Annotated in this window: 13 protein-coding genes; 9 read left to right on the top strand and 4 right to left on the bottom strand. The window is 67.4% G+C overall.

Translation table 11 applies throughout. The features are described 5' to 3' along the window. Window positions 1-25 precede the first annotated feature (25 nt). From IMT31_RS02700 to IMT31_RS02675, 6 genes are all read left to right on the top strand, one after another. On the top strand, window positions 26-595 hold the full coding sequence (locus IMT31_RS02700) for a hypothetical protein (protein WP_413543670.1): 570 nt from the start codon (window positions 26-28) through the stop codon (window positions 593-595). 152 nt (window positions 596-747) lie between these two features. Next, on the top strand, window positions 748-2,355 hold the full coding sequence (locus tag IMT31_RS02695; RefSeq protein WP_413543669.1) for a hypothetical protein: 1,608 nt from the start codon (window positions 748-750) through the stop codon (window positions 2,353-2,355). Further along, window positions 2,352-2,645, top strand: coding sequence for a WhiB family transcriptional regulator (locus IMT31_RS02690; RefSeq protein ID WP_413543668.1), 294 nt, complete (start codon window positions 2,352-2,354; stop codon window positions 2,643-2,645). Before IMT31_RS02695 ends, IMT31_RS02690 begins: the two co-directional genes overlap by 4 nt. Before the next feature lie 9 nt (window positions 2,646-2,654). Further along, complete coding sequence (locus IMT31_RS02685) at window positions 2,655-3,593, top strand: hypothetical protein (RefSeq protein WP_413543667.1); 939 nt, start codon at window positions 2,655-2,657, stop codon at window positions 3,591-3,593. Window positions 3,594-3,616: 23 nt separating this feature from the next. Next, window positions 3,617-4,153 carry a hypothetical protein gene (locus tag IMT31_RS02680; protein WP_413543666.1) on the top strand — a complete coding sequence of 179 codons (537 nt, stop codon included), beginning with the start codon at window positions 3,617-3,619 and terminating at the stop codon, window positions 4,151-4,153. 297 nt (window positions 4,154-4,450) lie between these two features. Further along, window positions 4,451-5,158: a hypothetical protein gene (locus IMT31_RS02675; protein ID WP_413543665.1), complete on the top strand. Its 708-nt coding sequence runs from the start codon at window positions 4,451-4,453 to the stop codon at window positions 5,156-5,158. 290 nt (window positions 5,159-5,448) lie between these two features. On the opposite strand, the gene IMT31_RS02670 is transcribed toward IMT31_RS02675, so the two are convergent. Both IMT31_RS02670 and IMT31_RS02665 read right to left on the bottom strand, forming a co-directional pair. Continuing rightward, window positions 5,449-5,997, bottom strand: a complete 549-nt coding sequence (locus IMT31_RS02670; protein WP_413543664.1) for a DUF488 family protein — start codon at window positions 5,995-5,997, stop codon at window positions 5,449-5,451. A 41-nt stretch (window positions 5,998-6,038) separates the two neighbouring features. Beyond that, window positions 6,039-6,629 (bottom strand): XRE family transcriptional regulator, encoded by a 591-nt coding sequence (locus IMT31_RS02665; protein WP_345356317.1) that lies wholly within the window; start codon window positions 6,627-6,629, stop codon window positions 6,039-6,041. Between the two features lie 99 nt (window positions 6,630-6,728). On the opposite strand from IMT31_RS02665, the gene IMT31_RS02660 reads away from it, so the two are divergent. Continuing rightward, window positions 6,729-7,385 (top strand): class I SAM-dependent methyltransferase, encoded by a 657-nt coding sequence (locus tag IMT31_RS02660; RefSeq protein ID WP_413543663.1) that lies wholly within the window; start codon window positions 6,729-6,731, stop codon window positions 7,383-7,385. Between the two features lie 26 nt (window positions 7,386-7,411). Then, the gene (locus tag IMT31_RS02655; protein WP_345356323.1) at window positions 7,412-8,896 is read left to right on the top strand and encodes a peptide MFS transporter; all 1,485 of its coding nucleotides are present in this window, start codon (window positions 7,412-7,414) and stop codon (window positions 8,894-8,896) included. A gap of 71 nt (window positions 8,897-8,967) precedes the next feature. Here IMT31_RS02655 and IMT31_RS02650 read toward each other — a convergent pair whose 3' ends face one another. After that, window positions 8,968-10,104, bottom strand: a complete 1,137-nt coding sequence (locus IMT31_RS02650; RefSeq protein ID WP_345356326.1) for a hypothetical protein — start codon at window positions 10,102-10,104, stop codon at window positions 8,968-8,970. A 95-nt stretch (window positions 10,105-10,199) separates the two neighbouring features. On the opposite strand from IMT31_RS02650, the gene IMT31_RS02645 reads away from it, so the two are divergent. Further along, on the top strand, window positions 10,200-10,700 hold the full coding sequence (locus tag IMT31_RS02645; protein WP_413543662.1) for a mycothiol transferase: 501 nt from the start codon (window positions 10,200-10,202) through the stop codon (window positions 10,698-10,700). 32 nt (window positions 10,701-10,732) lie between these two features. On the opposite strand, the gene IMT31_RS02640 is transcribed toward IMT31_RS02645, so the two are convergent. Continuing rightward, window positions 10,733-12,673, bottom strand: a complete 1,941-nt coding sequence (locus tag IMT31_RS02640) for an FAD-dependent monooxygenase (RefSeq protein ID WP_413543661.1) — start codon at window positions 12,671-12,673, stop codon at window positions 10,733-10,735. Window positions 12,674-12,731: the final 58 nt, after the last annotated feature.

Genomic DNA, 12,731 nt, shown 5'->3' with positions numbered 1-12,731 from the left:
TCGGCCGCCTTTCACCCCGGGGAACATGGCAGCGGTGAAGTCCGGAGCCCGGTCACCGCGCGTCTACGGCGAGCTGTCCGAGCTGCTGGCCGCAGGGCTGGTGGAGGACCGGCCGGACCTTGCGGCATATCCCGAGGCGGTGGCGGCGTGGGCCACGACCGAGGCGCAGGCCGCCCTCATGCGCCGCCACATAGACAGCGTGGGGCCGGTGGACGAGCACGGCCAGCCCCGGGACTCGGTGCTGTCGTGGCTGACCAAGCTGGAGGCGTCGGCGCTCAAGCAGCGGGCGACCCTCGGGCTCGACCCGAGGAGTGAAGCGAAGCTGGCCCGCGAGCGCGCCGCCGCCTCGGTGCTGGCCGTAGACCTGACCGCGCTGGCCGACCGAGGCCGGGCCGCGCTGCAGGCGAGGGAGGAGGCCGGACTGCCCGCGCCGCCGGACCTCGCGGGCCGAGTGCTGGAGGGGAAGACATCGGAGTACACGGCCGAGCGTGCGGCGCTCACAGCCGAGGTCTACGGGACGACGGCGGGCCGGGGCGAGGTGAGCGAACCTGCCGACAGCGGCGAGGTGGGCAACGCCACAAGGACGGAGCAGTGAGAAGCACCACCGACTGCGAAGGGTTGACAAATGGATTCTGTGACGAGTTTCGGGAAATTGCTATGCCACCAGCGCCTACGCCGGACCGCCCAGCACGACCGATTTTCTGATCCTGTGTATTACGAACGTCAATACAGAACGGAGCACGGCCGATGACTACCACCGCACCCGGCGCAACGCTGGACCCGCTGGCCCTGATGGGCGGGCTGATGCTGGACACCGGCACCACGTGGGCCGCCCGCGCTCTCGAGTTCCAACAGGCCGACGCCGCCGCCATCCTTTCCGATCCCGAGGCCGACGACCCCGGCCCCCGCATGCACTTCATCACCCGGCCCCGTGGCGGGTCCAAGACGACCGACCTCGCGGCGATCTGCCTTGCCGTGCTGCTCACGCAGGCACCGCCGCACTCAACATCCCATGCCTACGCTCGGGACAAGGACCAGGCGGCGTTGCTGCTGGCGGCGCTGACCGCCCTGGCCCACCGCTCCGGGCTGGCGGGACTGCTGGACCTGACCACGTGGGGCGCGACAGTGAAGACCACCGGGGCGCGGCTGGTGGTGGAGTCCGCCGACGCGGCGTCGGCCTACGGGCACCTGCCCTACTTCGTCGTGGTGGACGAGGTGGCCCAGTGGCCGACCACCCGGGGCGCGCGCACGCTGTGGGAGGCCATCGTCTCGGGCCTGCCCAAGCGGCGGGACTCCCGGCTGGTGGTGCTCACCACGGCAGGCGACCCGGCGCACTGGTCACAGCAGATCATCACCGGGGCGCGCAGCTCCAGCCGTTGGCGCGTCTCCGAGACGCCCGGCCCGCTGCCGTGGGCGGACCCCGAGGATCTGGCCGAACAGCGTCGCCTGCTCCCGGCGTCGTCCTACGCCCGCCTGCACCTGAACCAGTGGACCGCCTCGGAGGACCGGCTGACGGACCCTGACGACCTCGCCGCCTGCGTGGCGCACTCGGGCACGCTGGAGCCGGACACCTCCCTGTCCTACGTCATCGGGCTGGACCTCGGCCTGAAGAATGACCGCACGGTGCTCACGGTCTGTCACGCGGACACCCTCGCCACCGGTGGTCCCACGGCCAGCGGCACCGGATCCCGCGTGGTGCTCGACCGCCTGCACGTCATGGCCGGTTCCAAGGCCAGCCCGGTGCAGTTGGCCGACGTGGAGGCCATCACCTACGAGGCGTCACGGGCCTACGGCGGCGCGCCCGTGCGCGTGGACCCGTGGCAGGCTGCCGGGGTCGCGCAACGCCTGCGCTCCCGGGGCGTGGCGGTGCAGGAGTGGACGTTCACCCCGGCGTCCATCGGCCGCCTGGCGATGAACCTGCACCTGCTGCTCAGAGAACGTCGGCTGGTCCTGCCCGATGATCCCGACCTCTTGGACGAGCTGGCGAACGTCCGGCTGCGGGAGACGACCCCGGGCGTCTATCGGATGGACCACGACAGCGGGCACCACGACGACCGCGCCGTTTCCCTCGGGCTGGCGGCCCTGGCGCTGACGGAGAAGGCACCGACGGGCCGGGGCATGGTGACGGTCCCGGGCAGCTCCCGTGCCGCCGCCTCTGTCGCCTCGGCCACGTCCCGGTTCACACTTCCGCAGCGGGTGGCCGCCCGGCCCACAATGCCCACGGCCCTGCAGGTCAAGCGTGCGGCCGCTACGCCGGGCCAACGGGCCGGGCGCGCCCTGCTGATCCCGGGCAGCGCCAACGACCCGCGCCGGACCAGCATTTACGCCCGCGACCGTCGGCGGGGGCAGCAGTGACCGGGCGCAAGAGGTTCAAGGTCGAAGCCGCTGACGCCCTGGCGTCGCTGCAGGACGGACTGTCCCGCCACGTGACGCCCTGCCAGCGCGCGCCGAAGCTGTGGACCGACGGCACGGCCGAGGACGCCGTGCTGGCGGCCGAGATGTGCCAGCGGTGCCCGGTGCTGCGGGAGTGCGGGGACTATGCCAAGGCGGCCCGCGAGCGGTGGCACGTGTGGGGCGGGAAGGACCGGGACTGCCTGCGAACTGGTGGAGGCGCGATGTCCGGCAATGGCGGAATGTCCGCTTAGAGTCGCTACATGGAGTCAGAACAGGAACAGATTCGCGTCTCACCGGAAGCCGCAGAGGCTTTAGGCTTCGCTGCGCAGAGCGCAAGGCTTTCCCTTCACATGCTGGAAGGATGTGGTGACCCGGACGTTGGATCGAATTTTCACACTGTGAATGCTTTGTACCCCTACGAGAAGGCCTCGGACCGGGCTCGCAGTTACGCACATTCTGCACTCCAACACTTGTCCATGTGGGCGGATTTCTTTGCTCCGTTGAAGTTTCATCCTGAACAAGGTGCGGTCATCTGGGTGCGACCGGCCTATACCCTTGCACGGGCCGCCATGGAAAGTTCAGCTCAAGCCATTTGGATGATGGACACGAGGGACCCTAAGACCTCAGTCCAGCGTCATCTGCGTCTCATTCGTTGGGACTTGGACGAGCATCGGAAGAGCAAAGCTGATGAGGAAGCGAAGGGCGCAGTCAGTGATCGTGACCGGCTGCTTCTCCAACGGGTGTCATCGGTCTTTGAGTCAGACGAACTTAGGCCACCAAATGGTTATCTCTATGTACTTCAGCAAGCCTGCAACCCAGCTGATCTAGACGTAAACGTCGCTGACTTGGAGCGTATATGGCGGGCAGCTAGCGGAGCCGCGCACGGAATGTACTGGACCAACCTCGATCTGCAGACGATTGAGGTGAAAGAGGAATACGAACCTGGACAATTTCGGACCCAGAGCTATCCGGATACAGCGTTGATGGCAGAAGCTCTCAATACTGCGGCTTCCATGGTCAACTATGCCGTGCTCAAGTACCTCGATTGGTGCGGGGTTGATCCCACCGAACCCATGCAAGAGGCAATCCGCTGGCTTGCGCATAATTTCACACCGAAGCCTGATGCGAATGTTCAAGTTCTCGCTCATCTGAGGGGCGTATCCACTGAGCCCGATAGAAGCGAAGCCCAAGACAGCTAGTGCGAGGCACAAGGGGTTGAGTATTGAGTAGTCCAACCTTCCTACGAGACCTGCAACAGCCGCACATCGTCCGCGAGGTGGCCGGAGCCGGTGGGTGGACGTCGCTGGAGAAATTCGCCGCGTTGCCCGAGGTGGCAGCGCTCGGCTGGCCGCTGGAGGTGGTGCAGCAGTGGCTCTATGACCATCTGGAGTGGGGCGAGTTTCTGCGCGATTATGCGGCGCTGGATCTGTCCGCCGTCGTGTGGACGCGGGAGTACCTGCCGTTGAGGGAGTTCCTGCCGATGACCTCGGGGTCGACTGACGACTACATGGCCACGGTCCCGGACATGCACGAGCACTGGACCCACACCCGGAGGTTCATCGGCGTCCCGGCAGCGTGGGAGGACACCGGGACGTGGCTGGTGCCGCCGCTGCTGTTGGACCTCGGCTGTTTGGGTGGCTCGGCCGGCGTCCTGCAGGTGGTGGAGGGCCGTACCCGCGTCGGCATCTTGCAGGGCCGTACCCGTGACGGTCTGAACGTCGCGGGACACCATGCGGCATGGGTGGGCAGACCGTGCTGAGATGGGCCACCCAAGTACCTAGTCGTCTATGAGATGGCCTGTCCACAGGTGAATGACGCGCTACCCAACGTAACCCGACCGTCAGTAGCCTCGGAGGTGTAATACATTCCACGTACCCTAAAGGTGTTCACTATGAGGCTAAGCTCACTGGCTGTCCTGTACTGGCTCAACAACAATGCGGGTTCCGTTGACGCCCAAGTCCCTGAGGACGTGTGTCCTCAGAGATACCTCGAGGGTGTTTACGATGAACTGCGGGAACACAACCTCATCGAGGACGATGGGCGGTTGACCGGTGAGGTGAGTTTCACCGTCAGTCGTGGAGCCGCCGAAAGAGTCGATGAGCTAGCGCGCATGTTCCGACCGGAGGCGATCAAACGGGCCGTCCTCGAAGAAGTGCAGCGCAATCCAGATCAAGGCGCTACTGCCGAATACGGCACCTCAATCGACGTTCTTGGAGGCCCCGTATCTGATCAGGAGTTGCTCAGCGCCGTGAAAGCCCTACGTGGAGACGGACTGATCACGGGGATTCCCACATCACATACTGGCGTCCACCACGTACTACGTCCCGAACTGACCTCGGCGGGGGATAGTCGTCTTCAAACCTCGGACATCCCCGTCGGACATGACAGGTCGGCTCGTCCTCGAGAGGGGAACACCACGCATCACACGATTAATGTTCGGGGCTCGACCATTGGTGCCGTGAGTTCGGGCGACCAGAATAAGGTGACTGTTCACCAGCAGATCGTCCCAGCCAATGACCTGCTGGCGCTGTTCACTCAGCTGAAGTCCGCCTTCCAGCAGTTCGACCTGAGCGACATCGACCGAGGCAAGTACGTCGGTCAAATCGAACTGATAGAGGATGAGTTCGAGGACGACAAGGATGAAGAACGTGCGACCAAGGGCATCAGTCGGTTGCTGAGCAAAGTTCCCGAGGAGTTGCTTCAGAACCTCAGGCATGTTGTCCCCGCGTCTGCAACGATCATCAGCTCACTGCTCGGCGGCTGATTAGATCTGATGACGGCGGCCCGCCTTGGTCGACAGTCGCTGTGACCGTCTCACAAACTGCTCACAGAGTGTGGCGGTAGTGCTCGGAACGGGCCGGACGAAAGGCGACGAGAACGGAGACGGTCCGCACGAAACCGGGGGAGAGCAGACGAGACCGGCCAACTCGGCCGCTCTGGGGGTGAAGAGGTCGTGGGTTCAAATCCCGCTAGCCCGACCACATGCACAAGGCGTCGAAGCCGCTGAAAGGCCCGGGTCCCTGAGGGGCCCGGGCCTTTTCGTGCCCCTGGCCGTCAGGAGTCGGAGGGCCTCTCCGGATAGGTGACCTGGCCGTCGTCGGGATCCACCACGGCACCGGAGGTGAGCCGGGCGGACGGCGTGGACCGCTCCTCCATGAGGTGCAGGACCTGCTCGCCGCGGGCCAACAGGTGGTCGGCGATGATCCGCCGGTGGCAGCGCCACCACACCGCCTCCGAGCACATCACTGCCGTTCGCCGCTCCGCACCCCAGGCGCGCAACCGGGCCAGACCCTCGGCGAACTCCTCGGTCATGGCGTGGTCCGCGTAGTGGTGGAAGCTCCGGTTCTCCCAGAAGCCGTTGACCTCCGTTGCCACCTCCCGGTTCCGCGGGCGCCGGCCCGTGAGGGCTGCCAGATGCTCGTATCCGATTCCGGCCCCGGTGAGTGAGGCCGAGAGGCGCTCCTGATCGAAGTGCGGGTAACGGCGGGACCCGGGGAGGCGGCGCACATCCACCACCAGGCCGATCTCGGCCGACTGCAGCAGATCCATGAACTCCACGAGGCTGCGGGTGGAGTGCCCGACGGTGTAGAACGGCAGGGCCATGGCCCGAAGCTACACCCTGGGCCTGGGCGCTGGCGACCCGCTCAGTGGTCCGGAGGGATGGTGGCCCGGATGTGGGCCCGCTCGCCCTGCCGGCCGATGAGACTGAGGTACTCCACGGGACCGGCGCTGGTGGCTCCGAACCAGTGGGGGGTACGGGTGTCGAACTCGGCCGCCTCGCCGGCCTCCAGACGGAGGTCCTGGTCCCCGAGGATCAGGCGAAGCGTGCCGTTGAGGACGTAGACCCAGTCGTGGCCCTCGTGCGTCCGCGGCTCCGGAACAGTGTCATCGTTGCCGGTGGGGCGGACGAACTTGTAGGCCTGGATCCCGCCGGGTCGGCGGGTCAGCGGGATGATTACGGCACCGTCGCATGTGGCCACCGGGCGCAGGTCCACGCGGGGATCCGCCGTGCGCGGGGCATCGACCAGGGAGTCGAGGGTGACGCCGTGGTAGCGGGCCAGGGGGAGAAGCTGCTCCAGGGTCGGACGGCGCAATCCGGCCTCCAGGCGGGACAGCGTGCTCGAGGAGATCCCGGTCGCCTCGGCGAGTTGGGTGAGGGTGACGTCCCGGTGAAGCCTCAACTGCTTCAGGCGTTGTCCCACAGCATCAAGTGTCTGGTCAGGTCTCTCGCTCATGTACTCATTTTGCCATTTGGCACAGTAGTTTGCACATCGAGCTGGACGGCGAGAGAGTGGACGGACGAGACCAGGACTACGACGACGAAGGGCAGGAATGTGAGCGCACATCACGAGTCGGCCGGCACACACGGCTTCGACCGGGCCTACTGGGAGGATCACTGGGCGGCGGACGGACCGCAGCGGCCCGACGCCGGCCGGCGGCTTCCCGTGAGTCCCTACCTTCCGGCGGAGACGGGCCACCTGCCTCCGGGCTCGGCCCTGGATGCCGGCTGCGGGCAGGGGACCGAGGCGCTGTGGCTGGCGGACCGGGGCTGGCAGGTCACGGGTGCCGACCTCTCCGCCACGGCCCTGGCCGAGGCAGCCCGACGGGCCGAGGCCGCCGGACTGGAACAGAGGGTGCAATGGGTGGAGACGGACCTGACCCGGTGGGAGCCTGACCGGTCCTGGGACCTGGTGGCCACCCACTACGCGCACCCCGAGTCCGGACAGCTGACGTTCTACGATCGTCTCGGGGAGCTCGTGGCTCCCGGTGGCACCCTGCTGATCGTGGGGCACCGGCACGGAGAGCAAGGGCACGGGGAGCAGGGCCACCCCGAAGGCGCCACGGCCACCCTGGCGGGCATCACCGGGCGGTTCGCCGGACCCGGATGGTCGGTGGAGGCCGCCTATGAGAATGAGCGCACGATTCCTCACGGAGGCAGGGATCTGAGTCTGAGGGATGTGGTGGTCCGCGTCCGCCGGAATTTGCCTTGACGGCAGAAGAAGAGCACAGTAGGCGGGTGCAAAATCCACCTACCACTGAGCCCCATGAGCTGACTGCCGAGGAGCGCAACCCCACGGGCCGCACCTTCTTGGGCCAGCCGGGCCCCCTGTCCAACCTCTTCAGCGTGGAGCTGTGGGAACGATTCTCGTTCTACGGGATGCAGGGAATCCTGCTCATCTACATGTACTTCCAGACCACCGAGGGCGGGCTGGGGATCGATGAGGGAGTGGCCGCCGGGATCGTGGGCGCCTATGGCGGCATGGTCTATGTCTTCTGCATCCTCGGCGGGTGGGTGGCGGACCGGATCACCGGCTCGGAACGCGCCATGTTCTACAGCGCCATCCTCATCATGGCCGGACACGTCTCGCTGGCCCTGGTCCCGGGAATCCCCGGGCTGGTGCTGGGCCTGCTGCTCGTGGCCGTGGGGTCCGGCGGCCTCAAGGCCAACGTGGCCAACCTGGTGGGCCACCTCTACACCAAGGAGGATCCCCGCCGGGACGCGGGATTCTCCATCTTCTACATGGGAGTCAACATCGGCGGGCTCTTCGGCCCCCTGCTGACCGGCTGGGTTCAGGCCAGCTGGGGCTTCCACCTGGGCTTCGGCCTGGCCGCCGTGGGCATGGCCGTCGGCCTGACCCAGTACTGGCTCCGCCGCAAGGACCTTCCCGAGGACGTCCATGCCGTCCCGGACCCGTTGCCGCGCAGCCAGTACACGCGGTGGATCCTCATCGCGGCCGCCGCCCTGGTGGTCGTCGCCGTCCTGCTGGCCACCGGTGTGGTCAACCCCGGCAACCTGGCGGGCTTCGTGGCCATCCTGGCCGCGGTGGCAGCCATCGGGATCTTCGCGTTCCTGCTGACCTCCTCCAAGGTGACGGGGGACGAGCGTTCTCGCGTGCTCGCCTTCATCCCCCTGTTCATCGGCTCGGCAGCCTTCTTCGCCCTGTTCCAGCAGCAGTTCACGGTGGTGACCCTCTACTCGGACAACCGCCTGGACCGTGACCTCTTCGGCTGGGAGATGCCGATCCCGTGGGTCCAGTCCTTCAACCCCGTGTTCATCATCCTGCTGGCCCCGCTGTTCGCGATCCTGTGGACCAAGCTGGGCAAGCGTCAGCCCAACACCCCCGTCAAGTTCGGCATCGGCATCGCCCTGATGGGCGCGGCCTTCCTGCTGTTCCTGCCGATGGTCACGACCTCGGCGGTACCGGTGCTGTGGATTGCCGTCATCCTGCTGGTGGCGACCCTGGGCGAGTTGCTCGTCTCCCCGGTGGGACTGTCCCTGTCCACCAAGGTGGCGCCGGTGAACTACCCGGTGCTGATGGTGGCCCTGTACAACCTGTCCGTGGCCCTCGGCACGGCCCTGTCCGGATCCCTGGCCGAGTTCTACTCGGCGGAGACCGAGGGCTCCTACTTCGGCATCCTCGGGGCCGTGACCATCGGCATCGGACTGCTCATGCTGGTGATCGCCAAGCCCGTGCACCGGGCGATGCGCGGCGTCGGCTGAATCACGGCCAGGCTCATCGCCGCCGAGGACGAGGTGGCACTGGACTCCGGACTGGCGTGACCCGGGTCGGTTCAGACGGCCGAGCGGAAGGTCGCGGCGATCTTCGCGCCGTCCGGCAGGTCGGCGCCCCGGACGGCCTTGACGGTCCCCCCGGACCGGAGCACCCGGGCTGCCACCTCGTCCGCGAGGCCGTAGGTGTGGGCCGTGGGCTCATCGGACGGCGTCACATTGCCGTACTCGTCGATGGTCCCCTCACGCTCTGCGGTCAGGTCGAACAGCAGCACGTCCACCTGGCCGGCCGTTGCTGCCCGGGCGATCTCACGGAGCTTGGCGCTGGCCCGGCCGTGGGCCCTGAGGGACCCGAACCTCTCCCGCCAGTCGGCCAGTTGGGCGGCGTAGTTGCGGTCCAGGACCTCGCGGCCGCGACGGGCGAGCTGGTCCAGGCCCAGGGAGGCCGGATTGGCCGTGATGCCCTCCTCCACGAGCCGCCGGTAGGTGTTGATCTCCCGGTAGGCCGGCTCCAGGTCTGAGCTGGCGGCCAGTACGAGGGGGTGATTGGAGCCGTTGATCTGCTGCAGCACGGCGTCCTGGGCCCTCGAGCAGTAGTCCCGGCGCTGAGCCTTGGGCCGCTGGTTCCCGTCGGCGCGTTGGCGGTCCATGCGTCCCTCGTTGTCCGCTGTCTGCAGTTCCAGCCCCAGATCCTCCGGCAGGCCCGTCAGCTCGACCTCGTGGCAGGACGCGTCGGACTCGAGCGCGAGCAGCTGGACCGAGCCCTTGGTCAGGGCGAGCACGAAGCCGCTGTGGGCAAAGGTGGTGGCCCGGATCAGGGGACCGGTGTCGAACCGGTCGCCCAGGCTGGCGTGGGTGTGCAGCCGGTTCATGAGACGGAATGAGCGCAACCCCTCCGGTGAGACGAACACGGCCAGGGACCGGGCCTGGGTGGACCAGAAGCCGCGGTCCTCCACGAGCTCATCGATCAGCGCCGTGAGGCGTTCCCGGTCTCCCGCCGGGAACTCGGCGGCCCGGTTCGAGGACAGGGCGTCTGTGACGGCCGTGCGGAGGGCGATCTGCGCGGCCTCGGGGTGACGGCCGATCGGTGAATGGTCCCCGTCCGAACCTGAGGACGCCAGATACACGCTCACGCTCGAGGCGTGGCGGTGTTGCGTGAGTTCGGCGAAATCGTCAGCGGTGGGTAGGTCGATACTCATGGCCACACGCTACCCACGGGTCGGGGAAATCTCACCAGTTGTCCGCCTCGGATTCTGCTGGCCCGGCCCCTGAACGGCCTGACACACTGGCAGGCATGGACTCCGTGGAACTGCTCAAGGATCTCGCCCGCCGCCCGCTTCAGGAGGGGGAGCTGATCTGGGACCGGATCGGCACCGGACAGCTCAATGCGCACCCGGGCGGCCACCCGAACTCGATCGCCTGGTTGCTGTGGCACTCCGGTCGGGAGATCGATGCCCAGGTGGCCCAGGCCGCCGGCCGCCGGGAGGTCTGGTCAGCGGAGGGCTGGGACGAGAGATTCGGACTGGAGGAGCTCGGTCACAGCCACGGCTTCGGCCAGTCGCAGGAAGAGGCCCGGGCCGTCGTGGTCCAGGACCAAGAGCTGCTGCGCGGCTACCTGACGGCCGTGACCGAGGAGTCGCTCGAGTACCTGGGCGGTCTGACGCCTGCGGACCTGGACGAGGTCATCGACCGCGACTGGGATCCGCCGGTCACGCGCGGGGTACGTCTGATCAGCGTGTACGCCGACGCCCTGCAGCATGTGGGCCAGGCCGCCTACGTGCTCGGTATGGACTGACCTCGCAGTCTCCTGACGTGACGGACCTCTGGTCACTCCTGGTCGAGCATGAAGGAGGAGAAGTACTCCGCCAGCTCGGCGTGGGCGTGAAGGGGCAGCACCTGGGCGACGTACTGGTCCGGGCGGACCACCACGAGAGCGCCGCGCCGCCGGTCGATGCCGCGTAGGTCGTAGACATCGGCGGTGGCCTCGATCCCGGGGATCCTGCCGAGCAGCTGACCGTTGGTCCTCTCCGCCGAGAAGACCTTCTGGTAGTCGCGCAGGCCGAATCTGCCCTTGGCGGGCAGGAGGAACGATGGGATGGCGTCAAGGTCGACCTCGTGGTGATCCTGCTGGAGGATGGCGCGCACGTCGAAGACCGCATCGTCCGGCTGGCCGGTCGGGGTGAAGCGTCGGACGGGGGACTGCTCGGACTCGTCCAGGAACCGCAGCAGGGCGCGCAGGGCCGAGTCCTCCGCCCCGATGTCCGCCGCGTCGCCGAAGGCATACAGGCGCCAGCGGCCGTCGGCCTCGTGCACGTGCCCCAGCTGCTCCGGCTTGGCGTCGGCCACCCGGACGACGGGGGCCGAGTGGAACCGGGTGCCGACCTCGAAGCCGCTGGCCAGGTCCTGGTGTCCGGTGCCACCGGTCAGCAGGGACTCGACGTAGACGGTGGACAGCCCGGAGGTGAACCTGCCGCCGGCCACGAAGTGGGATTCCACATTGTTGGCCGAGACGTCGGCGGCCTTGGAGCCGATCATCGCCGACCACTCCTTGTCGAAGGCGATGAGCTCTTCGGCGATCTTCTGGCGCTCACCGGAGTAGGTCGCCAGCAGGGACGCCGGCGAGCGGCCCTGCAGCACGGCCGCGAGCTTCCATCCCAGGTTGTAGGTGTCCTGCATGGACACGTTCATGCCCTGACCGGCCTTGGCCGAGTGCGTGTGGCAGGCGTCTCCGGCGATGAACACGCGGGGATTCAGGCTGCCGACGTCCTGGGCCGTCACGTCGTCGAAGCCGTCCGTGACCCGCTGGCCGACCTCGTAGACGCTCCACCAGGCGACGTCCCGGGCGTCCAGGGTGTAGGGGTGGATGGCCTTCTGGGCCGCCGTGAGGATGTCCTCGAAGGTGGTGCGCTCGCGGACGCTGCGATCGCCCTCGGGCAGGTCGCCGAGGTCCACGTAGTAGCGCACCAGGTGTCCGCCCTCGCGGGGGATCTGGAGCAGTGATCCGGAGGCGGACTGCATGACGGCCTTCTTGCGGACGTCCGGGAAGTCGGTGACCGGCAGGATGTCCATGACCCCCCACGCGTGGTTCTGGGCATCGCCGTGCAGCGATCGGCCGATCGAGGTGCGGATGGCGGAACGGGCACCGTCACAGCCCACCACGTAGCGGGCCCTGACCGTCCGGATGGTGCCGGTGCCCCTGCCATCCTCGTCCGTCTCCTCGAGGGTGACGGTGACCGGCGCCTCCGGTGTCTCCGGCACGTCGACGCCGAGGGCCTTGAAGCCATAGTCGACCCTGAGCCGGGAGGGGGACTTGGCGGCCTTCTCCAACAACAGCTCCTGCATCCGCGCCTGGTTCACGATCAGGTGGGGGTATTCGCTCAACCCGTCGGCCACGTCCTGGATCCTGCCGGTCCGGGTGATCTCATCGGCATGGGACGGGGAAGGGGCCCAGAAGGAGGTCTCATTGACCCAGTAGGCCTCGTTCAGCAGGGTGGGGGCGAGCCCGAAGGCGTCGAACATCTCCACCGTGCGGCAGGACACGCCGTCTGCCTGCCCCACGGGCAGTGGGCCCTGGCGGCGCTCCACCACCCGGGTGGTGATCTCCGGGAACTCGGCGAGTTGGGCGGCCAGCACGGTGCCGGCGGGTCCCGTGCCGACGATCAGGACGTCCACGGAATCCGGCAGGGGACCCTGTTCGCCGTCACGGCCGGCAGCGGCCTCGTGGGTGGTGGGGTCTCCATAGCGGTAACCGTTCAGGTGGTATTGCATGGGGCTCCTTCGGCCTCGACGGAACGCTAATCATCCGTGTACTGATTAAATCTGTGAA

The sequence above is a fragment of the Citricoccus nitrophenolicus genome (genome assembly GCF_047305825.1).
Lineage (GTDB): Bacteria > Actinomycetota > Actinomycetes > Actinomycetales > Micrococcaceae > Citricoccus > Citricoccus nitrophenolicus.
The sequence above is the reverse complement of the archived record's forward strand: the minus strand, read 5'-3'. Positions and strand labels throughout refer to the sequence as shown.

Excerpts from the sequence above, each read along its gene's own strand:
- IMT31_RS02700 (WP_413543670.1), top strand. The coding sequence starts at position 26 with ATGGCAGCGGTGAAGTCCGGAGCCCGGTCACCGCGCGTCTACGGCGAG.
- IMT31_RS02695 (WP_413543669.1), top strand. The coding sequence starts at position 748 with ATGACTACCACCGCACCCGGCGCAACGCTGGACCCGCTGGCCCTGATG.
- IMT31_RS02685 (WP_413543667.1), top strand. The coding sequence starts at position 2,655 with ATGGAGTCAGAACAGGAACAGATTCGCGTCTCACCGGAAGCCGCAGAG.
- IMT31_RS02670 (WP_413543664.1), bottom strand. The coding sequence starts at position 5,997 with ATGGCCCTGCCGTTCTACACCGTCGGGCACTCCACCCGCAGCCTCGTG.
- IMT31_RS02665 (WP_345356317.1), bottom strand. The coding sequence starts at position 6,629 with ATGAGCGAGAGACCTGACCAGACACTTGATGCTGTGGGACAACGCCTG.
- IMT31_RS02650 (WP_345356326.1), bottom strand. The coding sequence starts at position 10,104 with ATGAGTATCGACCTACCCACCGCTGACGATTTCGCCGAACTCACGCAA.
- IMT31_RS02645 (WP_413543662.1), top strand. The coding sequence starts at position 10,200 with ATGGACTCCGTGGAACTGCTCAAGGATCTCGCCCGCCGCCCGCTTCAG.
- IMT31_RS02640 (WP_413543661.1), bottom strand. The coding sequence starts at position 12,673 with ATGCAATACCACCTGAACGGTTACCGCTATGGAGACCCCACCACCCAC.